The organism is Methylocella sp. CPCC 101449 (genome assembly GCF_031921685.1).
In the GTDB taxonomy this organism is placed as follows: Bacteria; Pseudomonadota; Alphaproteobacteria; order Rhizobiales; family Beijerinckiaceae; genus Terripilifer.
Genome location: NZ_JAPDHU010000001.1, coordinates 662,262 through 685,313, shown reverse-complemented (window position 1 = coordinate 685,313; position 23,052 = coordinate 662,262). Strand labels below are relative to the sequence as shown.

The following is a 23,052-nucleotide window of genomic DNA, read 5'->3' as shown; positions in this document are numbered from 1 at the left end:
GTCTAGCCGCGGACGCCGACGCGCAGGCCTGCTGCCGGGCGCTCTTGAATGACCTCGCGGCGGAAGCGGAACAGCGCCGCCGGCCGCCCGCCCGTGCGGGTCGAGGTGCCGCCGGTCGGCTCCACCACGGCGGCGTTTTCGACGAAGCGGCGGAAGTTCTGTTTGTGCAGCCGCCGGCCTTCCAGCGCCTCGGCGGTGCGTTGCAGGGCCGTCAGCGTGAAGCTTTCCGGCATCAGTTCGAAAATCACCGGCCGGTATTTCATCTTGGCGCGCAGCCGGCCCATGGCGGTGGCGAGGATGCGGCGATGGTCGTCGCGCATCGGCTCGCCAAGCGGGCCGGTGTCCTCGATCAACGGGCTGGCGCGGCCGTCGCGCCGTGCTTCCTCGACCAGGCCCGCTTCATAGAGAAGCTGGTAGCGGTCGAGCACGTTCTCGTCGTTGAAACGGCCGCCATCGTCCTCGAACAGCATGCGCACCCGTTCCGTTCGCGTCAGCCCATAGGCATTCGGCCGGTTGGGATCGCGCACCGCCCATTTGCGCAGCGCCGGCACGATATTGGCGTCGATGATGTTGGGCTTGCGGCTGCGCCAGTCTTCCCAGGGAAAGAAACCATACCAGGGCCGGAAACTGGCGCCCGACGCCAGGGGTATGGCGCTCTCCTTCGCCGGGCCCTGGCGCGTCAGCGCCAGATAGCCGACCGACACCACATGTTTGCGGTCGCCTTCCTGCGCATGCCGGCCGCGATCGCCGAACGTATAAAGCTGTTCGACATAGCCGAGCGGCACGCCGGTCTGTTCGCCGACCCAGGTGCGCAGGCCGATGTCGAAGGTGCGGTGCGCCAGCGGATCGAACGGGCCTGATGGGAGAGCCGCTTCCCCGCGATTGCGCCCGACATTGGCCACCAGAATGGCCGGATCGTCCCCGACGACTGTCGCGATCGCCGCGGTCAGATTGATTTCGACGGGCAGACTGCGGGGAGAGGGGGCTTTCGTCACGATCAATCGATCTCGAGCATGAAGGGCACGCCTTCGTAGCACATTTCGCCCATGCCGATGGCGGAGACCGCCTGGCTCATCCGCCCGCCCCGGCCGAGTGCCTGGTCGGCGAGGGAGACCAGCAGCGCATTGGGCGTCGCCGTCGGCGAGCGGGTGCGGATCAATTGCGCCAATTCGCTCTCATTCCGGCTGGGCAAAAGCGCGCAGGCTGTGATGAAGGCCGCCGCCGTCGAGCGACTTACCCCGGCGAAGCAATGGATGAGCAGCGGCTCGCGCCGGTCCCAATGGCGCACGAAGGTCAGCAAAGTGTCCACATGGGCCGATTGCGGCGGCAGGTGCCCTTCGATCGGTTCGACGATATCCGACATCGACAGCAACAGATGCCGCTCTGAGGTGATGATCGTCGGGCGCGTCACCGGAGTATCGGCGTTGATCAGCGTGATCAGACTGCGCGCGCCGGTTTCGCGCACTGTGTCTTCGATCTTCGCCAGCGAGCAGACGTGAATGCGGGACATGGATCAGCCTTTGTTCAGTCAGCCTTTCGTCGTGCTGTGCATTTCGCTTTCCAGTTCCACGAATCGCTCGAGGAACAAAGTCTTGGCGGTGGTCGCGTCCATAGATGACACCAGTGCGTCGATATTGCGGGCGCTGATCTGCGGCCGGCCAAAAAATTGCTCAGCCTCGCCGATCGAGAAGCCGGCGAGCCGCGTCGCCTCGATGAAGGCGGCGGCGCGGTCGGCCTGTTTGGTCATTTTGACGAGTGCCGCCGGCGGCGCGGCCGGCAGACCGTAGCGCAGATGGATGGCCGCGAGAATGCGGTTCTCGACGCTCTTGTAATCCTCGCCGATGACCGCCTTGAACGGCGAGATCATGTCGCCGATCACATATTCGGGCGCATCATGCAGCAGGATCATCATGCGCCAGCGCGCCGGCAGACCGGGATCGAGATCGGCAGCGATGCGTTCCACCAGCACCGAATGCTGGGCGACGGAGAAGATATGCGGACCCGTGGTCTGGCCATTCCAGCGCGCCACGCGCGCCAGGCCATGGGCGATGTCTTCGATCTCGATATCGAGCGGCGAAGGGTCGAGCAGATCGAGGCGCCGGCCTGACAACATGCGTTGAAAGGCGCGCGGCGCAACAACAGGGCGCCGCGCCATCATTTTGTCCCGTGGCTCGGCCGATAGGCGAGCTGGGCGCAGCGTTCGTAGCAATGGCAGCCGACGAGATGGTCGTTGACCATGCCGACCGCCTGGGCGAAGGCATAGACGATGGTCGGGCCGCAGAAGTTGAAGCCACGCCCTTTCAAGTCCTTCGAGATTTTCTGCGAGATGTCCGATTCTGTCGGGATCTCGCCCATGTGCCGGCGCCCGCCTTGCAGCGGCTTGCCGTCGAAGAAATCCCACAGATAGTTCGAGAAGCCCTGCTTGCTCTCGATGTCGAGCCACACGCGCGCCGATTTCACCGTGCTTTCGATCTTGGAGCGGTTACGGACGATGCCTTCGTCCTGCATCAGCCGTTCGACCTTGGCCGGCGTATAGCGGGCGATCTTCGCCGGCTCGAAACCGTCGAAGCCTTTGCGGAAGGCGTCGCGCTTGCGCAGAATGGTGATCCACGACAGCCCGGCCTGGAAGCCATCGAGAATGAGCTTCTCGAACAGTGCCCGGCTGTCCCACTCGGGCACGCCCCATTCCTCGTCGTGATAGGCGACGTAAAGCGGGTCTTCGCCAGGCCAAGGGCAACGGGCGATGCCGTCCGCGTGGGTGACGGGTGGCCGTAGGGGTTTCGGGCCAGGAGCAGGTTTTGCTGCGGGCTTCGCTGCCGATTTGGCAGCGGGTTTAGCCGTTGCTTTGGCCTTGGCCTTCGGCGCGGCTTTGGCTGCGGGTTTCGAAGCGGTCTTCGCGGTGGTTTTCTTCAGGGTCGGCATGGGAAAGGTGTAACGCGGCTGACTACCGATTGGGAAGAGCCGGAAAAATCAACCGCCCGAAAGCCCCAAGTAATGCCCGGTGCTACTGGGTGGCGTTTGCGGTAAAAACCCGGTGTCAGCCGACGCCAAGCTACAATCTAAGACCTTCCGATGATCGGCTATTGACTTGTCTTCAGTCATGGTGGGCTTTTTTATTTTTGCACCTCAATCTAAACTTGTAATGAAATCAGAAGAGGAGCGCTCTGTGGACTCAGATGGCAGTGATGCAATTAAGCCGTTTACGACAGTTGAAGAATTTCTCTTTCAAGAACCATTGTATCAGCGACTAGATTTGGCTGGTTGTATCGAAGAGATTGAAGTTCTGTATCGTCGTCAACAACGGACGGCTGACGGCCATTGTCCGTTCTGCTGTAGGCAATCCACCTTCGCCGTTTCCGGCCAAGGGGTGCCAGGGGGCGACCCCTGGAACAATATTCAAAGCCGAAAGTCCTTCGATACAGTTTCTCTAATATGCGCCCGTGATCGCGAACACGCACTATATTATTTCGTTCGCATTGATGATCTGATCATACAAAAGGTTGGGCAACTTCCCTCTTTAGCGGACATTGCCAACGACGAAAGCAAAACGTTTAGAAATGTCTTAGAGCGTTCGGATTCGCGAGAGTTGCATATGGCAATAGGGCTCGCCGCTCATGGCGTTGGCATAGGTTCGTTCGTTTATCTGAGACGAATTTTTGAACGCCTGATACTTAAGAGGTTCACAGCGCACAAGGATGCGATGGGATGGCAGGACGCAGAGTTCGTAAAGCTGCGTATGGCCGAGAAAATCACTTTTCTTAGCTCTTTCCTACCTGCGTTTATGGTCAAGAACGCGATCATCTACAACATTTTGAGCAAAGGAGTTCACGAACTCAATGAAAGCGAATGCCTCAAATATTTTGAGATATTGAAGCAGTCGATCGTGTGGATTTTGCAGCAAGATCAGGAGGCCAAGGCTGAGGCAGAAAAGATAGCGGCTTATACAAAAGCGATAACTCAAATCAGCGGATCTATAAGTTCAGTCTAGTAGGAACGCAGAATTTTTACGTGCGGCCTCCTCTCCTAAGCCTACATCTCGAAAGGGATTTGCGCCTTCAGCCTTGCTATGTCGGATGCAATGCCACGAGCAATTGCGCGCTTTAAGGTGCGTGGGAGCCGCCTTGCGGTTCCAAGGCGGAGCGATAGCGCTGCAGCATACGCCGGAAGGTCGACAGCATGGCCTTTTCGATCTCGGGCTTGTGCTCCAGCCGGCTCAGGGTGAAGGCGGCTGCTTCCAGGGTCGAGAGGCCCTCGCGGCGCGGTTCCTTGCGCAGTTTGCCATAAAGCGAGGACTGCGTCGGGCGCAGCACCAGCCGGGGGCATTTCAGCACCCAAGCATTGCGCCACCACAGCGTCTTGGCCTGGCTCCATGAGCCGTCGAACAGGATGATGCCGTCGATGGCGCGCATGGCGGCGGCTTGGTTGCCGGCTGGGGCGCCGTGGCGGTCGAGCAAGGCGATGTCGCGATCCTGCGGCGCGTCCTCTTCAGGGGAAGCGCCCATGTGCAGCACCGCCCAGCGCTTGGGATCGACGTCGCGGTCGAGCGCCGCCGACAGGCTCGGCCAGGACAGGCCGATGCGGAAGGTGGCCTTGGCCAGATGGGTGACGGCGACGCGCGCCGTGCCCAGGGTTTTGTCCTGTTCCTGCGGATGTTGCAGCACCAGGAGCTCGACGCGATTGTTGATCGGTTCGATGGCATCGCAGACGCACAGCGCCTCCGGCTTGCCGCAATGGGCGCAGAGCGGCCCTTCCAGCAAGGTGGCGGGCAAAGCGGGACGGGGAGCGGGTTTGCGCCGATGCGGGCGCCGGCCTTCAGCTTGGGTCACGGGACACGCTCAATGTCACGCCGTCCGCGGCCACGGGCGCGGCGGCATCGTCTAGCCGGTCGAGCCGAAGGAGTGCCAGTCCTTGTTCTCCGGACGAAGAGCCCATCTGGCCGATCGCGATGTCGCCGATGCGCACGTCGCTGCCGCGCGCCGGCGCGGAGCCGGTAAAACCGACGCGCACGATGCGCTTGCGCGCCGTGCCGCGATGTTCGACCCGCGACACCACCTCCTGGCCGATATAGCAGCCCTTGCGGAAATCGACCCCATGCAGCCGGTCCATATTGGCTTCATGCGGAAAGGCGTCGCCATAAGCGAAATCGGCACCGCCTTCCGGCACGCCAAGCGCAATGCGGCGGGCGGCATAAGCCTCCTCGCCGCCGGCCTCGACGCCCATCTGGTCGAGTTCATCGGGTGGCCCGATGACGCGCCAGCCGAGCCCCTCATGGCGCGGATCGCGGAAGGCCAGCGCCTGGCCCGGCGGCGGTTCCTGCGCCCAGGCGGCGACTGCCAGCGCCGCGCTTTCATCGGCGATGCGCACGTCGGCGCGCAGTTTGTAGAAGCCGAGCCTTTTGGCGAGATCGGCGGCCTGCGCGGCATTGCAGTCGATCAAAAGCCCGTCGCCGTCGGGAACGACGAAGAAATCGAACAGGATTTTACCCTGGGGTGTCAGCAACGCGGCGAACCGGCCTTCGCCGGGTTGCAGTTTCTCAATATCGCTGGTGACGAGATTGTTGAGGAAATCGCGGCTGTCGCGCCCGGTCACGCGCAAAACCGCCCGTCCGGTCAGCAGGGTCGCCTGAGTGGCGGTGTCGGTCTCAGCGTTGGTCATGGACCCTAGTTAAGCCCGATGGCGAGAACTGCAAGCGGCAACTCGATAGGGTTTCGGCGTGGCTGTGCGAAATGGCACAAGTCCTTGATCTCGTTCTAAGCTATGCGGGTCTTTTAGGTGGATCGGGGGATGCCATGTCATTACTGAAACTGCTGCAGGCGGCCGTTCTGGGCCTGGCGTGGATCCCGGCCGCTCAGGCTGCGGAGGGCGACAGTTTCCGCGCGCCGTCGGGCAATATCCATTGCAGCTATGATGAAGACAGTGCGTCATTGCGCTGTGACATCATGCAGACGACCAACCGGCCGCCGCCGCGCCCGCGCGAATGCGATCTCGATTGGGGCAACGCCTTCGAAATCTTGCAGCGATCGACGCGCGGGGCCCGCATCTGTCACGGCGATACGGTCGCCGATCCGAACCTGCCGGTGCTGCCTTATGGGGCGGTCTGGTCGCGCGGCGGCTTCACCTGCCATTCGGCGGAAACCGGCATGCTCTGCCGCAACGGACGCGGTGCCGGTTTTGAATTGTCGCGGGCGCGCCAGCGCGTTTTCTAGTTGCGCAGCGAGAGATCCCAGCACGGCGTCAGTTCCACCGTGCGCCGGTTGCGCAAGGCCGGTTCGAAACCGTCGCGAATCTGATCGCGGAAACTGGTGATCGGACATTTGGGGATCAGAATGGCCCCCATATTGGCGATCTCCGTGACGGTCTCCGGCGTCAAGGCCGGGAACGTGCGGGTCGGATCGATGCCGATCGACACATTGCGGATCGGCTTGCGGTTGAGCAGGTAGGAGAACGGATCGACGAAGTCGAGCGAGAACACGCTGTCGAAATGCACGCTGTTGCGCGTTTCATAATCGACCAGCGCTTTCGCCGCAGCGTCGACATTCAACAACCAGGCGATCTGATAGTCGGGTTCGGCATGCAAGGCGAGGGACGGCAACTGATCCTGTTTGGCTAAAGACCGATAGCTGTCCTGGAAGCGGGCATAATGATCGTTGAGGATCTGCGCCCGGGCGATGAGCGCCTTGCCGGCGCTGGCGCGGCCGAGACGGTCGAGATATTCGGCCGGCAGCGGCTGATAGGCGATGGCGGCAGCGGTGGCGCGGGTGGCGCGATAAAGCGTATGCAGGGCCACCGGCAAGGTGATCGCCGCGATGAGCAGCAACACCACCGGCCGGCGCTTGTCGACGCTGGACTTCCACTTGCACAGGATGCCGAGCAGCACCGGCCAGATGAAGATGAACTCCTGGCTGCCCGTGTTCTGGGTTTCGAAAATGATCGCGCCGGCAGCGGTAACGGCGAGCCAGGCGGCGCTTGAATTGAGGAGTTTGCGGGCCGCGCCAAAGAGCGTCTGAAAACTGCCGCTCGTCACCGCTGCCGCGTGGCGCGGCAGGGCTTCCCAGGCAGTGATGGCGAGCAGTGCCGCGATGCAGGCGATCATGTCGAACTTCAGCGTCATGACGCCGGCGAGGCGCGGCAGGAACGTGCCACGATTCATCGTCACCAATTGCAGAATGTCGGCGAGATATTCGCTGTACATGCCGTTGATCAGCTCGATGGCATAATTGATCGCCAGAAAGCCGAAGAGGGCAAAGAGGAAGTCGCGCCAGTTGATGCGCCCGCAAACGAGCGCATAGGCGACGAGCGCGAAACCGACGACGAAGCCGGTCACTTTGATGAACAACAGGGCCGAGAGTAGAATGGCGATGACGACATTACGCAGCACGCGCGTCTGCACGAACATCAGCGCTGAGACTAAAACATAAAGCAGCAGCACCGATTGCCGGTTGTAATTGCCGAAGGCATCGAAGGTCGACGACGGATAGGCTTCGATGCCGTTGATCGGCAGGAAGCCGAACAGAATGAAGGGCAGGATCAGGCCCAGCGCCTGCGGCCGCGACAGCCGGTCGACCTGGGCGACGATCAAAGCCATCAAAGGCGCGGCGATGATCAGCGTGCTCCATTGCACCGCCAGGATCGGATTGGCCTGCGGCCAAAGCTTCTTCACCGCGACGAACAGGTAGTAGCCAAGGCCGCCCACCGGCGTGAAGAAATCCGTATGCGGGGTCTGGCCGTTGTTCAGCCGATGCGCCGCATCGAAATAGACGATGATGTCCCAGTAATTGCCGCCGACCGGCAGGCGGATCGGCAGGGCCAGCAAAACCATCGCGACGATGAGGCACACCGCCAACAGGGTCAGTGGCGAAACCTTCAGGATCGCGGCGGGCTTGGTGTCCGACAAGGTCATGTCGTTGGCGGTTAGCACGGGTTTCACTCGGCGGCCAGGATGGTTGAATTGGGATGATGGGTAAAGCCGATCCGGCGGCTGAATTGCGAGGCCGCTAGCGGGTCGAGCCAGGGCTGCATCTGCGCCAGGGACGGAAACGAGGCCTCGAACACGTCGCGGGGCAGGCGGCTGTCTTTATAGGGGTTCACGGCGCCGCCGGCGCGCAGGGTGATCTCATCGAGCCGGCTGAGCAGCCGCAGCGTCGCTTCCCCGTGATTGGGCAGGTCGAGCGCCAAGGTCGCGCCCTCGCGCGGGAACGAGAGAAGGCCGGGCGAAGCCTGCCGACCGAAAATTTTCAAGACGCTGATGAAGGAATGGATACGCGCTTCATGCAGCGCGTTCAGCATGTCGGCGATGGCGCTTTCGGCCTTGGGCAAAGGCAGAACGCTCTGGTGCTGATGAAAGCCCCGCGGGCCATAGGCTTTGTTCCACCCGCCGATGCCGTCGAGCGGATAGAAGAATTGCCCATAGCCGCGCCGCCGCTTACCCTCTTTCGCCAAGGCGAACTGGGCGGCGTTGAACAAGCCGATGCTGGTGCCGTTCATCAGCGAGAGCGGCGGCGTGAAGGGTAACGCGAGGCGCACGCCCTGGCGTGGGGCTGCCGGTGCATCGGCATGATTGGCGCGCATGAACAGGCCGCGTCCCAGCGCCGCGCCGCGCGCCGAACTGTCGATCCAGGCGACGGAATATTCGTAGGCAGCGTCGCTCTCGGCGCTGAGCGTGAAGAACCGATCGAGGCTCGGGAAACGGATGGTCTCCTCGATCACATCAGGGGTCGGCGTTGGCTTCAGCGCCAGTTCGATCCAGGTGACGAGGCCGGTCAGGCCCATGCCGCCGATGGTGGCGGCATAAAGCCCGGCGTTGCTTTGCGGCGAACAGAGCAGGCGCGCACCGTCGGAACGGATGAGCTCGAAGGCCCGCACATGGCAACCGAAACTACCGGCGCGATGATGGTTCTTGCCGTGTACGTCATTGGCCAGCGCGCCACCGAGCGTCACGAATTGCGTGCCCGGCGTCACCGGCAGAAACCAGCCGCGTGGCGCCACGTGCGCGATGACGTCGCTAAGTAGAATGCCGGCCTCGGCGCGCAGGAGGCCTGTTTCCGCATTGAAATCGAGAATGCGATTGAGGCCGCGTGTCAGGATTGCGGTGCCTGTGGGCATGGCGCTGTCGCCATAGCTGCGGCTGTTGCCGACGGGCAGATAGGCGTGAGTCGGCAAGCTGGCCGAGGCGCTGTCGCTCGGGGTCAGGGCCACGACATCGGCCGTGGCGATCCGTCCCCAGGCGTGCAGCTTGACGCTCATGTCAAAACCACGTTGCCGCGAGCATCACGACGATCGCCGCCGCACCGATCAGATGGCTGCGCCAGTCGCGGAGCAGGAAATGCACGGGGTCGTCGATCAATTCGCGTCGCTTGGCGAGAAACCACATGCGCGCCATCAGATAGAGCAGCATCGGGCAGATCAGCCAGATCAGTTCTGGTGTTTTATAGAGCCCGTTGCGGCCGGCGCGATCGACATAGAGTGCCAACACCAGAACCGCCGAGAAGGCACTGGCGACGCCGAGCTGCGACACCATGTCGATGTCGCCATAGCGATAGCCACGGCCCATCACCCGCTTTTCGTTGATGTCATCGACGGTGACGGTATCGAGTTCCACATAGCGTTTCACCAGCGCCAGGCTGAGGAACAGGAACATCGACAGGGCGAGCAGCCAGAACGACAGTTCAATGCCGGTGGCGGCATTGCCGGCGAGAATACGCAGCGTGTAGGAGGCGGACAGCGACAGGACGTCGACCATCAGCCGCCGCTTCAAATAGAACGTATAGGCGAAATTCAGCACCACATAGGCGCCGATCGTCGCCGAGAACAGCGGCGGCAGTTGCGAGGCGATCAAGGTCGCGCCGATCAAGAGCGCGGGGATCAACACCAGGCCGTGTGAAACCGGCAAGGCACCGCTGGCGAAGGGGCGGTTGCGCTTCGTCGGATGGCGCCGGTCCTGCTTCAGATCCATTATGTCGTTGAGCAGGTAGATCGACGAGGCCACCAGGCCGAGGCAGAGGAAGGCAAGCAGGGTCGCGATAAAAACGGGTATTTCGTCGAGACGATGCGCCAGCACGGCGGGTGCGAAGACGAGAATGTTCTTCGACCATTGTTCGAGGCGCATGGCCTTGGCGTAAGCGCGCAGTTTCGCCCGCAGCGATTGCGCCGGTCCGCTCGTCACCTGAATTTGCGAAGCGGTCGGCGGTGAAGCTTCGCTCATACCGAGGCTGGGGTTGCCAAGACCGGGATTGCCAAGACCGAGATGTTCAGTGATCGGGCCGGACCAGGCGGCGGGCAGCGTGCTTTCCACGACGACCTTGGCGCCGTTGGCCTGCGCTTCGTTCAATCGCTGAATCTCGGCGGCGTTGTAGACGAAAGCGGACGGATCGACCGGCAATTCATCGGCCAAGGCGGCGGTAAGGCTTTGCTTGCGGCGGAAGACGCGGCCGAGCGCCCGCAACAGGGCCATCGGCTTTGCCTTGAGCGAAATCGCCCATGTTTCGACGGGCGCGTTGGAGCGCAAAAGGTCACGGTCGAGATTGACCGCGATCGTTTGGCCGCCGCCCTGCAGTCCCTGTAACATCTGCGTCAGCTCGTGGATTTGTATGGCCGCACAATAGCATGCCGGCTCGCGGAAAAATGAATTCTCGGCCGGATGGTGAACAAAATCGGGATTTTGTCGGGAGACGGATGCTTAACCTTTTGTTAAGGTTAACAATTGGTTAAATCGCTCGCTCCATGAGCCCGCGCAGTCCACTCAAATGACCGTGCGTGCCCTCGGCTTGGCCGTGGACGAACGCGCAAAAACGGCGCAAGAATTAGAAAACACCAATTGTAAAATTTATAGGGAGGCGCTGATGGCCAAAATTTCACTGAACGTGGACGGCCGCGTCCATGCGATCGATGCAGACGGCGACATGCCGCTGCTCTATGCGCTGCGCGATGATCTCGGTCTGAAAAACCCTAGGTTCGGTTGCGGGCTGGCGCAATGCGGCGCCTGTACGGTTCTGGTCGACGGCGAGCCGGTGCGCTCCTGCATTACGCCCGTCGACTCGCTGGGCACATCGAAGGTGACGACCCTGGCCGGCCTTGGCCATGGCAAGGCGCATAAGATCCAGGAGGCCTTCATCGCCGAAGAAGTGCCGCAATGCGGCTACTGTCTCAACGGCTGGCTGATGACCGCCGCCGCCTTCCTCGAAAAGACGCCGAAACCGACCGACGCTCAGATCCGCGATGCGATGAGCGGATTGAAATGTCGCTGCGGCACCCATGTTGCCATCCTGCGCGCCATCAAGCGCGCCGCTCTGGCTTGAGGAGGCGCACATGACCATTCAACTCAATCGCCGCACCCTTCTCGCTTCGGCCGGCGCCCTCACCGTCGCCGTCGTTCTGCCCGGCGCTTCAGCCCGGGCCGCCGTCTTCGGCGCCGACAAACGTCCGCCGCTCGATCCCAGAAATCTCTCCTCCTACATCACCGTCAATGCCGATGGCTCCGTCGTCGCCTATTGGGGCAAGATGGACATGGGCCAGGGCACCGATCTCGGCTGCGCCCAGATGGTCGCCGAGGAGCTCGATCTGCCGGTGGCGAAAGTCTCCATCGACCAGGGCGACAGCGGCACCAGCGTCAATCAGGGTGGTGCCTCAGGCTCGACCGGCATTCAGATGGGTGGCGTGGCGCTCGCCAGCGCCGCCGCCGAAGCGCGCTATCAGCTCGTCGCCATGGCCTCGAAACATCTGAACGTGCCGGCCGAGGAATTGACGGTCACCGATGGCGTCGTCCATGCCCGCTCGGATGCGAACAAAAAGGTTTCTTACGGCGAACTGATCGGTGGTCGTTTCTTCGACACCCAACTCGAATGGAACAAGCAGATCGGCAATGCCCTGTTCGTCAAAGGTCAGGGCCAACGCAAGAAACCCGCCGACTATAAGGTGATCGGCACCTCGCCGGCGCGCCGCGACGTGGCGCCGAAGGTGATGGGCACCATCGACTATGTGGTCGACATCAAAGTGCCGGGCATGGTGCATGCGCGCGTCATCCGCCCGCCGGTGGCCGGCGCCGAGCCGGTGACTGTCGATGAAGCCTCGGTCAAAAATATTCCCGGTGTGCAGATCGTGCGCGAAAAGGCCTTTTTGGCCGTGCTGGCGCCGCGCGAATATGATGCGGTGAAGGCGGCACGCGATCTGAAAGTGATATGGTCCGACGCAAAACCGCCGTTCCCGGACCAGAACAAGCTCTACGATCATATCCGCAACGCGCCTGTCGTCGCCAAGGGCGGCGACAAGGACGTCGGCGATGTCGACGCGACCTTCGCCAGCGCGGCGCGGGTGATCGAAGCGACCTATGAATGGCCGTTCCAGTCCCATGCCAGCATGGGGCCGGCCTGCGCCGTGATTGAAATGGGGCAGGGCGAAGCGACCCTCTATACCGGCTCGCAGAAGCCGCATTTCGCCGGCGAAGGCGCCGCCGCCATGCTCAATCTGCCGAAAGAGAAAGTGCGCGGCATCTGGGTGCCGGGGCCGGGTTCCTATGGCCGCAACGATGCCGGCGATGCGGTGGCCGATGCCGCCTTGATCGCCAGGCTCACCGGCAAATCGGTGCGCGTCATCGGCACGCGCCAGGACGGCACCGGCTGGGACCCGAAAGGTCCGGCTTCCGTGCATAAGGCGCGCGCCGCCGTCGACAAGGACGGCAATATCATCGCCTGGGATTTCGCCTCGAAAGGCTTTTCGCGGCTCGATGTCAGCAGCAACGAAAGCGCCACCGCCGATACATTGGCGGGCCAAGCGATCGGCGTGCCGCTGAAGCCGACCAATGTGTTCAACACGCCGGAGGAAAGCTATCGCTTCACCGCCAAGCGCAAGACCTGGGAGACGGTGCCGCCGCTGCTCGATCGTGGCTCGCCGCTGCGCGGCGCGCATCTCCGGGATCCGTTGGGGCCGCAATTGCACTTCGCCAGCGAAAGCTTCATCGACGAGATCGCCTTTGCCACCAATCAGGACCCGGTGGCCTTCCGCTTGAAACATCTGGCCGAGCCGCGCGATATCGCCGTGGTGAAAGCCGCCGCCGAGAAGGCCGGCTGGCAGCCGCGCACGTCGGCGCGCAAACAGGTGAGCGGCGAGATCGCGCGCGGACAGGGCATTGCCTATGCGCAGCGCAGCGGCACCCGCTCGGCCATCGTCGCCGAAGTGGAGGTGAACCTGAAGACCGGCAAGGTCTGGGGCCGCAAATTCACCGTGGCGCATGATTGCGGCGTCATCATCAATCCGCGCCAGCTCACCGCCACCATCGAAGGCAATGTGGTGCAGGGCATGTCGCGGGCGATCTGGGAAGAGGTGAAGTTCGACGACAAGAACGTCACCAGCGTCGACTGGCAGACCTATCCGATCCTCGACATGACCGAGGCGCCGGAGACGATCGACGTGGTGCTGATCAATCGCCCCGAGCTTGCGCCCTCAGGCGCTGGCGAAAGCTCCATGCGCCCGCTCGCCGCCGCCGTGGCCAATGCGATCTACGACGCCACGGGCCTGCGCCTGCGGCAGGCGCCGTTCACGCCGGACCGGCTGAAGGCGGGGTTGGCTTAGCAGGTGTAGCGCTGCTTTGGAGCACGTGGCCGAAGCCTAGGTGTCATCCCGGACACGCGCAGCGTGATCCGGGATCTAGGGGCAAACGCTTCAACGTGCCTTTAAAGCGCAAACACTCTACCACGCACCCTGGTTCCCGGATCGCACCTGCGGTGCGTCCGGGATGACACTGAAGCGCACAAAGCGCGCTGCGTCATGTTGTTAGGGGAAGTGGCGGCCTCAGTGCGCCTCGTCCCAATTATGCGCCGCCTTGGCATCGACCTGCAGCGGCACGGAAAGCTGCACGGCTGGATGCGGCGCCTCGACCATGATCTGGCGCACCACCTTGATGGTCGCGTCCACCTCGGTCTCGGGCACTTCGAACACCAGTTCGTCATGCACCTGCAACAGCATCTGCGCGTTCAACTTGGCGGCGCTCAAGGCATCGTCCATGCGCACCATGGCGCGGCGGATGATGTCGGCGGCCGAGCCCTGGATCGGCGCGTTGATCGCCGCGCGTTCGTTGAAGGCGCGCTCTGAAGGGTTGGAGGCGGTGATGCGCGGATAGTGGCAACGGCGGCCGAAGATGGTCGTCACATAGCCCTGTTCGCGGCAAATCTTCTTCGTCGCGTCCATATAGTCGCGGATGCCGGGGAAGCGCTCAAAGTATTTGCGGATATAGGCGCCGGCTTCTTCACGCGGAATGCCGAGCTGGTTGGCAAGGCCGAAAGCCGACATGCCGTAGATGATGCCGAAATTGATCGCCTTGGCGCGACGGCGCACTTCGCTCGGCATGCCTTCGATCGGCACGTTGAACATTTCCGATGCCGTCATCGCGTGGATGTCGAGACCGTTGTCGAAAGCCGCCTTCAACTGCGGAATGTCGGCGATATGAGCGAGCAGCCGCAATTCGATCTGCGAATAGTCGGCCGAGATGAGCTTGTTGCCTGGCGCCGCGACGAAAGCCGTGCGAATCTTGCGCCCGGCTTCGTTGCGCACCGGAATGTTCTGCAGGTTCGGTTCCGACGAGGACAGACGGCCGGTCGTCGTCGCCGCCAGCGCATAGGAGGTGTGAACGCGATTGGTCTGCGGGTTCACATATTCGGGCAGCGCGTCCGTATAGGTCGACTTCAGTTTCTGCAATTGCCGCCAGTCGAGAATGCGTGCCGGCAGCTCATGGCCTTCGTCAGCCAGATCTTCCAGCACGCCGGCGGCGGTGGACCAGGCGCCGGTGGCGGTTTTCTTGCCGCCGGGCAGGCCCATCTTGCCGAACAGAATGTCGCCCAACTGTTTCGGCGAGCCGAGGTTGAAGCTTTCGCCGGCAAGCTCCTGAATTTCCGCTTCGAGCCGCGCCATGCCTTGCGCGAATTCGCCCGACAGCCGCGACAGGATTTGCCGATCGATCGAAATGCCGCGCCGTTCCATGCGCGCCAGGGTTTCGATCATCGGCCGTTCCAGCGTCTCGTAGATGCTGTTCATGCGCTCGGCGACAAGGCGCGGCTTCAGCACGTTCCACAGCCGCAAGGTGACGTCGGTATCCTCGGCCGAATATTCGGTCGCCTTCTCGATGTTGACGCGGGCAAAGCCGATGAAATTGCGGCCGGTGCCGGCCACTTCGCCGAAGGGAATGGGCTTGTGGCCGAGAATCTTCTCCGACAGCACGTCCATGCCGTGATCGCTGCGCCCGGCATCGAGCACATAGGACATCAGCAGCGTATCTTCGACCGGCTCCATCGTGATGCCGTGCTGGCGCAGCACGATCCAATCGAATTTGGCGTTATGGGCGATCTTCAACACGCCCGGATCTTCCAGAATCGGTTTGACGCGGGCGAGCACCTCATCGAGTGGCAATTGCCCCGGCACCAGTTCGCCGCCACCGAACAGATCGCCGCCGCCTTCGCCGCGATGGCCTAACGGCACATAGAAAGCTTCGCCCGGCTTGGCGCAGAAGGACAGGCCGACGAGCTGCGTCTGCTGCGGATCGAGCGAAGAGGTTTCCGTGTCGATGGCGACGCGACCGATATCATAGGCCGAGGCGAGCACGGCATCGAGCGCTTCGAGCGAGGTGATGGTCTGGTATTTTTTTAGATCGAAGGCCATCGACCGGAAGGCTTCGGCACGCGCGCTGGCGAGCGCGCCGGGGCCGGTGGCGATGACGGCGCTCGGCGCCTGTTCGCCATAGCGGGCGTTCTTGCGCGGGCCGTTGGTGTCGGTCTTGCCGTTTGTCTCGACGGTGGCCGGCGGTGCGGCTTCGGCTTCCGGCGCTGCCGCAGCTTCACCGTTGCGACCACGCCAGCCGCCAGGGCCGACGAGACGCGGATCGGGCTCGATCTCATTGGCATCGACCGAAAAGATATCGGCGGCGCGTTTGGTGATGGCGGAGAATTCCATCGCCTTCAGGAACGACACCAGCGTCTTGCCATCGGGCGGGTTGAGGGTGAGATCGTCGATCGGTGTGAGTACATTCACGTCGTCGACCAGGGTCACCAGCTTTTTCGAGATGCGGATCTTCTCGATATTTTCCGGATTGGTCAGGGTCTCGCGCCGCTTGGGCTGTTTGATTTCGCCGGCCCGCGCCAACAGCGCGTCGAGGTCGCCATATTCGGTGATGAGCTGCGCCGCGGTCTTGATGCCGATGCCCGGGGCGCCGGGCACGTTGTCGGTGGAATCGCCGGCCAGCGCCTGCACGTCGATCACCTTATTGGCCGGCACGCCGAAATAATCCTGCACTTCCGCTTCGCCGATGCGCCGCTCCTCGCGCGCGCCCGCGTTGCCGGCGATGCCGGAGGCCGGGTCATACATGGAGACACCCGGCTGGATGAGCTGCATCAGATCCTTGTCGGCGGAGACGATCAGCACGTCGGCGCCGCGCTCGCGCGCCTGGCGCGCATAGGTGGCGATCAGATCGTCGGCCTCGTAGACATCCTGCTCGACCGGCAAGAGGCCGAAGGCACGCACCGCTTCGCGCATCAGTGGGAATTGCGGAATGAGGTCTTCCGGCGGTTCCGAGCGATTGCCCTTGTAGGGCGGATAGATTTCCTTGCGGAACGAGTTTTCCGATTTGTCGAAAATGATGGCGAGATGGGTCGGCATGATGCCCATCGCGCCCTTTTCGATGAACTGGAACAGTTTCGTGCAGAACAGGCGCACCGCGCCATTCGGCAGTCGGTCGGAGCGATAGTTGTATTTCGCGTCTTGGCGCATCGATTGGAAATAAGCGCGGAAGACGAAGGACGATCCATCGACGAGGAAAATATGGTCGCCCTTGGACAGGGGCTTGTGCGTCGGAGCCATGGTCTCGCTGCGGGAATGTTGCGGCAAATGCGGGCCCGCAGTTTAGCCCCTCCGCCGCAGCGATGCTATGCGCGGAATGGGGCTATCCCCGTCTCAGACCGGAAAACTCCGGACGAATTTCAAGCAAAACCTCAAGATTGCGGCGTGCTGCTGCCATTCAACTGCCGCACGGCCTGCAATTTCACCGTCGTGGCAAGCTCTTGCGGCGCCGGCGTCTGCGTCAGCCCGAACACGCGCACGACCGCGATGGTGACAAGGGCGGTGAAACCCATGACCGCCAGCACCGCCAGGGCGCCGGCATGGCTGGGCGCCAACCGTGCCGTGACGAGAAGGCCGCTCAAAAGGCCGAAGACGAAAGGCGTCAGTAAAGTCACCGGTCGCCACAGATGCGCGATGCGCGGCTCGGCGGCCAGCGCGCGAACGGATTGCACGTGACCGATCAGCCCGGCCAGCAGCGTGACGGCGCCGATGCCGGCGAGCGCCAGGCCGAGTTTGGCGAAGGGCAGGCTGGTGAGCGGCGCGCCGGCGAGCGGCAGATTGACGAGGGCCGGGATCGCCACGGCGGTCGGATAGAAGGCCGTCAGCGCATTGTAGAGGCACCAGACGCAGAGAAACAGGATGGCCAGCGTCGTATGTTTCGAGGCCCAGGCGGCAAGCCCACGCAATTGCCGCGCATAAAGCGTGCCGATCACGAAATAGATGAAGCCGCTCAAGGCCGCATCGACGAAGGCGAAGCCGGTGCGTGGCTCCATCACGTGCAAGGCGATGGCCAGAAGCAACAGCAGGAGCGGGCGCGGACCGATGAACCGCTGCACCGTCAGCATGAGGGCGGGCAGCGCCAACAGCGCCGGCACTTCCCAGATGCCGATGGTGGCGCGCAGCGATACGGCCAGGGCCGGCAGCATGAGAAAATTGGCGCCATAGATCGCCGCCGCGTTCAACGCCACCCACAGCGCGCTGTAGATGATCGCCGGTTCGATATAATCGCGCGACATGTCCTGCCACTTCACCTGCAGAAGACCATGACAGGCGAAGCCGGCGAAGGCGAAATAGGCGGGCCAGGCGAAGGGTTCGAAGAAGGCCGCCAGCCGCGCGAGCCAACCGAAGCCCGACGGCAGCGCGCCGGCATGAGCCAGCAGCGATGTCAGCAGGCAGAGAACGAGGGCCAGCAAATGGCCGTTCAGAGCAAAGTTCTGGACCGGGGCGGGCGCAGCCGCGGCAGAGCCGAAGATCACGGGACTTGATCCCGGCCTTGGGACGATCTGTGCATTGCCTTGCGACGACATCTGTCCTGTTTCCGTGCGCTGTGTTTCGTTGCGGGACAGAGTCCCGCGATGCACAGACACGGTTGCAAACACGGGTCCGTCGTGGGGCCGCAGTGGATGTCGTTGTCCGGTAAGGTTAATCAAGCGGCGCTGCGCGCGGGCCTGTTGAACCACAGCACGGCGAGCGCGAGGCCGATGGGCAAAAATGCGAACACGCTGCCGAGCACGGTCAGCACCATCGCCACCGCCCACAAAAGCGACAGCAGATGTTCCATCATGCCGATGAGTTTCGATTGCGAATGCCGGCGCATCACCATCGTCCGGCGTCCCGGCATCGGATGCCACAGATTGAGCAGTGCCGTTGACGATGCGGCGCAGACGGCGAAGACAACAGCCCATAAAGCCGCCGTCGGCGAAACGAAAGCGAGGCCTACGAGTGGCAGCGCCAGGAAGAGGCCGAGCGGCAGTGCGACGGCTTCCAGCTTGCGCCATTCGATTTCGCCACGGGTCACCGGCGCGCTGGCGATAAATTCCGGCGCATCTTCGCTCGATATGGTGATCCAGGCCAAGGAGGCCGAGAGCTGCGACGCGATGACGACGATGGCCGGCGCCACGGAAACGGCAGCGGCGTTTTGCGTGCCGAGACTGCGCCAGATGATGAAAGCGACCGGCAGTGTATAGATGACCTGCAGCAGCAATTGGCTGAGCAACCAAGGATCGCGTGCGATCTGCCGCCATTCCTTATGGCGCAGGATGCGGCCACGCTGGGCGCGAAAGCGGATGGCCCGTGGCTTGGCGCGCGCCGCGCCAAGGCCGGCCGATTGCACGGCGCTCGTCGTAAAAGCCCGGCCCATGATCAGGCAGGTGAGGGCGAAGACACCGGCGGCGAGCAGAAACCAGAAGATGAGAGCTTGCAGATCGCCGGCCGCCGCGCGCACGGGTAGCCACAACAGGCCATGGCGATTGAACAGGCCGGGCTCCGATCGCTGGATCGCGGCGATGATGTTTTCCCGCGTCGAATCCGGAAACAGATTGAGCACTTGCAGACTGAGGACGAAGGCCGCGCCGACACATGTCGCCACCACCTGCGAGACGACACGGGTGCGGCGCGGCCCAAACAGACGGATGAGACCGAGCGCCAGCGCGATGCCGATGGCCGTCGCGAACAGGCCGCCGGCGAGCAAAGCGGGATAGATCGCCAGCCATCGCCAGCCGTTGACGAGGACATTCATGTTGGCGATGGGCAGCACGAGGATTGCCACCGCGCCCATCGCCTCGGCGGCGATGGCGATGGCGCGCGCGCCGAGAATATGTGTCGGCGGCAAAGGCGAGGCGAGCAGCAGGTCGAGATCGCCGCGCGTATAAAGCGCCCGCGTCGCGCCTGTGAGTGATTGTGAGACGAGCCAGAACAGGACGAACAGCACGCCCGCCGCCAGGCTTGGATAGAACAGGCGCTGATCGCCGTCCGCGCCCAGCCAATGCGCGACGGGCCAGGCGAGGCCATGAAAGGCAATGAGCGCGGTGAGCAGGATCAGGCTCGCCGTGCGCGGCTTCAAGGCGCCGAACATGCCCTGCAAACGGCGCAGCGACAGTCGCAGATCCTGGGCGATCAGCCAGCCGAAAGAGCCTGGCGTGAGGAAGCGGGTGAAGTCTCGCCTCATGCGTCGATGGCAGTCGGCTGCGCCGCTGGGCCTTGTCCCTCCGGGCCTTGTCCTGTCAATTCGAGAAACACATCTTCGAGTGTCGAATGGTTTTGTCCTGCGAGCTGGCGTAGCTCTGCGAGCGTGCCTTCGGCGATCAGCCGCCCGTCGTGAATGATGCCGATGCGATCGGCGAGCCGTTCGGCGACATCGAGAATATGCGTCGTCAGCACGATGGCGGCGCCGGCGCGCACCCGCTCCATCAAGAGATCCTTCACCTGCCGGGCGATGGCGGCATCAAGCCCGGTCAGCGGCTCATCGAGCATCAGCAGATTGGGATCGTGGATCAGCGCGCCGGCCAGCGCCACCTTCTGCTTCATGCCGCGCGAAAAACCCTCGCAGCGCTCGAAACGATGTTCCCACAGGCCAAGCGTGTGCAGCAGAGCGACGGCGCGTTCTTCCGCGATCTCAGGCGCCACGTTCCACAGGCCGGCGACGAATTCCAGATATTCGAGCGGATCGAGCTTGTCGTAGAGCATCGGCTCGTCGGGCAGCCAGGCGGTGATCCGTTTGGCGGCGATCGGATCGCGCCGCGCGTCGATGCCGAAAACCTCGATCGTCCCTGCATCGGCGGGCAACAGGCCTGCGACCATGCGCAAGGTCGTGGTCTTGCCGGCGCCATTGGGGCCGAGCAGGGCGTAAAGCTCGCCGGCGCGCACGGTGAGATCGAGCCCGCCGACGGCGGCGCGGTCGCCGAATCGTTTCGTCAGCCCGCGCAGGCTGACGGCGGCAGGCGTTGGGGGCGTCGTGGGAAATTGGTCTGCGGGACCCGTCATGAGTGATCCGTCGCGGCATAAGGCCGGCGACCGGACTATCGCGCCGCCCCGCTTGCCCGCCGGTTAATATGATCGCCGAAAGCGGCCTGTATATGATTGGGAAAGCTTGGAATGCCCTCCGCGCCCCGTCCCGCCGGCCGGTTGCGGGAGAGATTATGGGGATTGGCCGCTTTCGTGCCGTCATGTGATTGACAAGGCGCCATCCCGCCCCGTAAGAGACCCCCCGTCGCCCAGGTGGTGGAATTGGTAGACACGCAGGTTTCAGGTACCTGTGCTGCAAGGCGTGAAGGTTCGAGTCCTTTCCTGGGCACCAATTCTTTCGGAAAATCAGTCAGATAGTTCGAGGCTGCTAACGGCCGGCCTCCGGCCGCCAGGGCCGTTGCGGCGGCGGGCGGTTTTTCCGTCCGCCAAGACCTAATCCAGAACAAGACCTAATCCAGAAACGGCAATCCGGCGCATTCGAGCCGTCCCGAGGCGGCATCGAGGACAAGCGTGCCGGCGATGGTGGCCGGTCCGGCCGGATTCTCGGCCGCCGGCACGACCACGTGGAAGGACCAGAGCGGTCTGGTGATCGGTCCGCAGATGGACGTGCCGGCGCGCAGCAGCTCGGTCTTGCGAATGTGTCTGGAAACCTCCGCCGTGGTCCGGCCGTAAGGATCGCCTTTGAGAATGGCGATGGCTTTGGCCTGCGCTTGCCGCTGCGTCAGCAGTGTGTCGGCGAGGGCGGGGGCGAGCATGCCGCACGTGATGCAACAAGAGATGAAACACGTCATCGCAAGCGAAACCATCACTCCCATTCGCGCACCTTTCGTTCGTCTGAGGTAACGGTCATTGCGAGCGCAGCGAAGCAATCCAGGAGTCAAGGTGTCGGGTCGAGGAAGTACATATGCTTGTGCCACAAACATTTATCGACACTCAACCACGCGCCCCTGGATTGCTTCGTCGCTACGCCCCTCGCAATGACGGTACGGCAATCGGAGATTCCGCTTCACGGCGGCGAGCCAATCGGCTGAACGGGAACTTTGCTCGGAACGACAGGGCTTTCAGTCGTTTCTGAAATGAGCATCGCAATGCAGATGATCATCACAAGCAAGGCGATCGCGAGGTAACAGATCGTCCGATCGGACATGACTCTCGATTTTATTTGAATCCATCGCGGACAGTCGGGCTCAGGAGATGAGCGTGCGATGGCGTTGAGATGTTTCGTCGGCAAAGTCGGTTTGCAGAGTCGGTTTCCTTGCGCAACGCCGACAGGCGGACAAAGTTCACGTCGTCTTCGCGATCTGTCGGATTTTTTGGATCGAAAAGCTTCGCCGTTCGTTGAGTCCCTGGTGCGTCACGAAAAGGGGCTCGCGCGGGCGACAATTCTCTTGATCATATGGATCTCGGTGGCCGCAACCTATTGATCATTCGATCTTATCCGATGGCCGGTTGAAACCGGTGGGGGCATCGGCTAGGTCTAATCGTCATACGACTAAATTCTTGGAGGCCGTCACTGTCGCAGAGGCGTCAGCAGAGGAGAGCACGTATTGTCTGGAACACTCGCCAGAATTAATCAAAACAAGGCCGTCTTTGACGACATCTACACACAGAGCGACCCGCGATCTTACTTTTCGGTGCTGGGCGCTCTCGATTACATGATCCCCGATGTCGCTGAACCGGTGATCAGGCAATTGCTCGATGCAAGAGCCCGTCTCCACGGCCATTCCAACACCGTGCTCGATATCGGTTGTTCTTATGGAATCAACGCTGCCATTCATCGCTTCCCGGTGAACTTCGCCAATTTGCGCCAGCGCTATGCGCGACGCGAGATCATGGAACTCGACGACGAGGAGATGATCCGCCTCGATCGCAATTTCTATGCGAGCTGGCCGGACATCGGTCTTGGCCGATTCATCGGCGTCGATATTTCCGAATCGGCCATTCGCTATGCCAATGCGGTCGGACTGCATGCGAACGGCATCGCCGCCGATTTGGAAAACGAGCAGCTTTCGGCGCGTGACGCCGCCATCGTCGCGCCGGCCAATGTGCTGCTGTCGACGGGCGCCATCGGCTATGTCACCGATCGCACCTATCAGCAATTGCTTGGCGCGCTGGAAACCACGCCGTGGATCATCTCCTTCGTCCTGCGCATGTTCCCTTACGATGATTTCATCGATGCGTTCGACGAGCGGGGCATGGTGACCGAGAAGCTGGCGGGATCGACCTTCGTGCAGCGCCGCTTTCGCGATGAACAGGAGTTCGAGCGCAGCCTGCACACGCTCAGAGGCCGTGGCATCGACACATCGGGCTTCGAAGCGGACGGCCTGTTTCAGGCCGAATTATTCGTTACGCGGCCAAAGAGTGACGCCGAAGCCATGCCGCTCACCGACATCGTGACGGTGACGAGCGGCCGCTTCAGCAATTTCGGCGCACGTTTCGTCGAAGTCGGCCAGCGCAACGACATTCGTGTCGCCGTCGGCGCCTGACGCGCGA

General features: G+C 62.6%; 19 protein-coding genes and 1 tRNA gene. 6 read left to right on the top strand and 14 right to left on the bottom strand.

All coding sequences use genetic code 11. The features are described from left to right. Nucleotides 1-2: 2 nt before the first annotated feature. The 4 genes from OIM99_RS03100 to OIM99_RS03085 are packed head-to-tail and all read right to left on the bottom strand — an operon-like array spanning nucleotide 3 to nucleotide 2,922. Nucleotides 3-998, bottom strand: a complete 996-nt coding sequence (locus OIM99_RS03100; RefSeq protein WP_409371497.1) for an NUDIX hydrolase — start codon at nucleotides 996-998, stop codon at nucleotides 3-5. Further along, nucleotides 998-1,510 carry a protein-tyrosine phosphatase family protein gene (locus OIM99_RS03095; RefSeq protein ID WP_311848845.1) on the bottom strand — a complete coding sequence of 171 codons (513 nt, stop codon included), beginning with the start codon at nucleotides 1,508-1,510 and terminating at the stop codon, nucleotides 998-1,000. The genes OIM99_RS03100 and OIM99_RS03095 overlap by 1 nt, the downstream gene beginning before the upstream one ends. An 18-nt stretch (nucleotides 1,511-1,528) precedes the next feature. Next, on the bottom strand, nucleotides 1,529-2,155 hold the full coding sequence (locus tag OIM99_RS03090; RefSeq protein WP_311848844.1) for an HD family hydrolase: 627 nt from the start codon (nucleotides 2,153-2,155) through the stop codon (nucleotides 1,529-1,531). Then, nucleotides 2,155-2,922, bottom strand: coding sequence for a DNA-3-methyladenine glycosylase I (locus tag OIM99_RS03085; RefSeq protein WP_311848843.1), 768 nt, complete (start codon nucleotides 2,920-2,922; stop codon nucleotides 2,155-2,157). The genes OIM99_RS03090 and OIM99_RS03085 overlap by 1 nt, the downstream gene beginning before the upstream one ends. Nucleotides 2,923-3,088: 166 nt before the next feature. Between OIM99_RS03085 and OIM99_RS03080 the strand changes: the two genes are divergently transcribed. Continuing rightward, a complete protein-coding gene (locus OIM99_RS03080; protein WP_311848842.1) occupies nucleotides 3,089-3,988 on the top strand; it encodes a hypothetical protein in 900 nt (299 codons plus the stop codon). A gap of 112 nt (nucleotides 3,989-4,100) precedes the next feature. Here the strand turns inward: OIM99_RS03080 and OIM99_RS03075 are convergent, their stop codons facing one another. Both OIM99_RS03075 and OIM99_RS03070 read right to left on the bottom strand, forming a co-directional pair. Continuing rightward, nucleotides 4,101-4,826: a tRNA-uridine aminocarboxypropyltransferase gene (locus OIM99_RS03075; protein ID WP_311848841.1), complete on the bottom strand. Its 726-nt coding sequence runs from the start codon at nucleotides 4,824-4,826 to the stop codon at nucleotides 4,101-4,103. After that, nucleotides 4,813-5,655, bottom strand: a complete 843-nt coding sequence (locus OIM99_RS03070; protein WP_311848840.1) for a folate-binding protein — start codon at nucleotides 5,653-5,655, stop codon at nucleotides 4,813-4,815. Before OIM99_RS03070 ends, OIM99_RS03075 begins: the two co-directional genes overlap by 14 nt. A 134-nt stretch (nucleotides 5,656-5,789) precedes the next feature. On the opposite strand from OIM99_RS03070, the gene OIM99_RS03065 reads away from it, so the two are divergent. Further along, the gene (locus tag OIM99_RS03065; RefSeq protein WP_311848839.1) at nucleotides 5,790-6,206 is read left to right on the top strand and encodes a DUF6636 domain-containing protein; all 417 of its coding nucleotides are present in this window, start codon (nucleotides 5,790-5,792) and stop codon (nucleotides 6,204-6,206) included. Here the strand turns inward: OIM99_RS03065 and OIM99_RS03060 are convergent. The 3 genes from OIM99_RS03060 to OIM99_RS03050 are packed head-to-tail and all read right to left on the bottom strand — an operon-like array spanning nucleotide 6,203 to nucleotide 10,564. Beyond that, a complete protein-coding gene (locus OIM99_RS03060) occupies nucleotides 6,203-7,918 on the bottom strand; it encodes a hypothetical protein (RefSeq protein WP_311848838.1) in 1,716 nt (571 codons plus the stop codon). The two genes, OIM99_RS03065 and OIM99_RS03060, sit on opposite strands and share 4 nt — an antisense overlap. A gap of 5 nt (nucleotides 7,919-7,923) precedes the next feature. Then, the gene (locus OIM99_RS03055; RefSeq protein WP_311848837.1) at nucleotides 7,924-9,243 is read right to left on the bottom strand and encodes an FAD-binding oxidoreductase; all 1,320 of its coding nucleotides are present in this window, start codon (nucleotides 9,241-9,243) and stop codon (nucleotides 7,924-7,926) included. 1 nt (nucleotide 9,244) lies between these two features. Beyond that, nucleotides 9,245-10,564, bottom strand: coding sequence for a UbiA family prenyltransferase (locus OIM99_RS03050; RefSeq protein WP_311848836.1), 1,320 nt, complete (start codon nucleotides 10,562-10,564; stop codon nucleotides 9,245-9,247). 274 nt (nucleotides 10,565-10,838) lie between these two features. On the opposite strand from OIM99_RS03050, the gene OIM99_RS03045 reads away from it, so the two are divergent. Both OIM99_RS03045 and OIM99_RS03040 read left to right on the top strand, forming a co-directional pair. After that, on the top strand, nucleotides 10,839-11,294 hold the full coding sequence (locus tag OIM99_RS03045; protein WP_311848835.1) for a 2Fe-2S iron-sulfur cluster-binding protein: 456 nt from the start codon (nucleotides 10,839-10,841) through the stop codon (nucleotides 11,292-11,294). A gap of 10 nt (nucleotides 11,295-11,304) precedes the next feature. Then, on the top strand, nucleotides 11,305-13,563 hold the full coding sequence (locus OIM99_RS03040; RefSeq protein WP_311848834.1) for a molybdopterin cofactor-binding domain-containing protein: 2,259 nt from the start codon (nucleotides 11,305-11,307) through the stop codon (nucleotides 13,561-13,563). 219 nt (nucleotides 13,564-13,782) lie between these two features. Here the strand turns inward: OIM99_RS03040 and polA are convergent, their stop codons facing one another. The 4 genes from polA to OIM99_RS03020 all read right to left on the bottom strand — a co-directional run bounded on the left by polA (nucleotide 13,783) and on the right by OIM99_RS03020 (nucleotide 20,577). After that, nucleotides 13,783-16,836 carry a DNA polymerase I gene (gene polA, locus OIM99_RS03035; RefSeq protein ID WP_311848833.1) on the bottom strand — a complete coding sequence of 1,018 codons (3,054 nt, stop codon included), beginning with the start codon at nucleotides 16,834-16,836 and terminating at the stop codon, nucleotides 13,783-13,785. A gap of 131 nt (nucleotides 16,837-16,967) precedes the next feature. After that, nucleotides 16,968-18,071 carry a hypothetical protein gene (locus tag OIM99_RS03030; RefSeq protein WP_311848832.1) on the bottom strand — a complete coding sequence of 368 codons (1,104 nt, stop codon included), beginning with the start codon at nucleotides 18,069-18,071 and terminating at the stop codon, nucleotides 16,968-16,970. A gap of 170 nt (nucleotides 18,072-18,241) precedes the next feature. Continuing rightward, nucleotides 18,242-19,762 (bottom strand): hypothetical protein, encoded by a 1,521-nt coding sequence (locus OIM99_RS03025; protein ID WP_311848831.1) that lies wholly within the window; start codon nucleotides 19,760-19,762, stop codon nucleotides 18,242-18,244. After that, entirely contained in the window at nucleotides 19,759-20,577 is an 819-nt protein-coding gene (locus tag OIM99_RS03020) for an ABC transporter ATP-binding protein (protein ID WP_311848830.1), read from the bottom strand. The genes OIM99_RS03025 and OIM99_RS03020 overlap by 4 nt, the downstream gene beginning before the upstream one ends. A 228-nt stretch (nucleotides 20,578-20,805) precedes the next feature. On the opposite strand from OIM99_RS03020, the gene OIM99_RS03015 reads away from it, so the two are divergent. Further along, nucleotides 20,806-20,890 (top strand) — tRNA-Leu (locus OIM99_RS03015). A 118-nt stretch (nucleotides 20,891-21,008) separates the two neighbouring features. Here the strand turns inward: OIM99_RS03015 and OIM99_RS03010 are convergent. Continuing rightward, nucleotides 21,009-21,314: a hypothetical protein gene (locus OIM99_RS03010; protein ID WP_311848829.1), complete on the bottom strand. Its 306-nt coding sequence runs from the start codon at nucleotides 21,312-21,314 to the stop codon at nucleotides 21,009-21,011. Nucleotides 21,315-22,106: 792 nt separating this feature from the next. Here OIM99_RS03010 and OIM99_RS03005 point away from each other — a divergent pair. Beyond that, nucleotides 22,107-23,045, top strand: a complete 939-nt coding sequence (locus OIM99_RS03005; protein ID WP_311848828.1) for a class I SAM-dependent methyltransferase — start codon at nucleotides 22,107-22,109, stop codon at nucleotides 23,043-23,045. The last annotated feature ends 7 nt before the right edge of the window (nucleotides 23,046-23,052 follow it).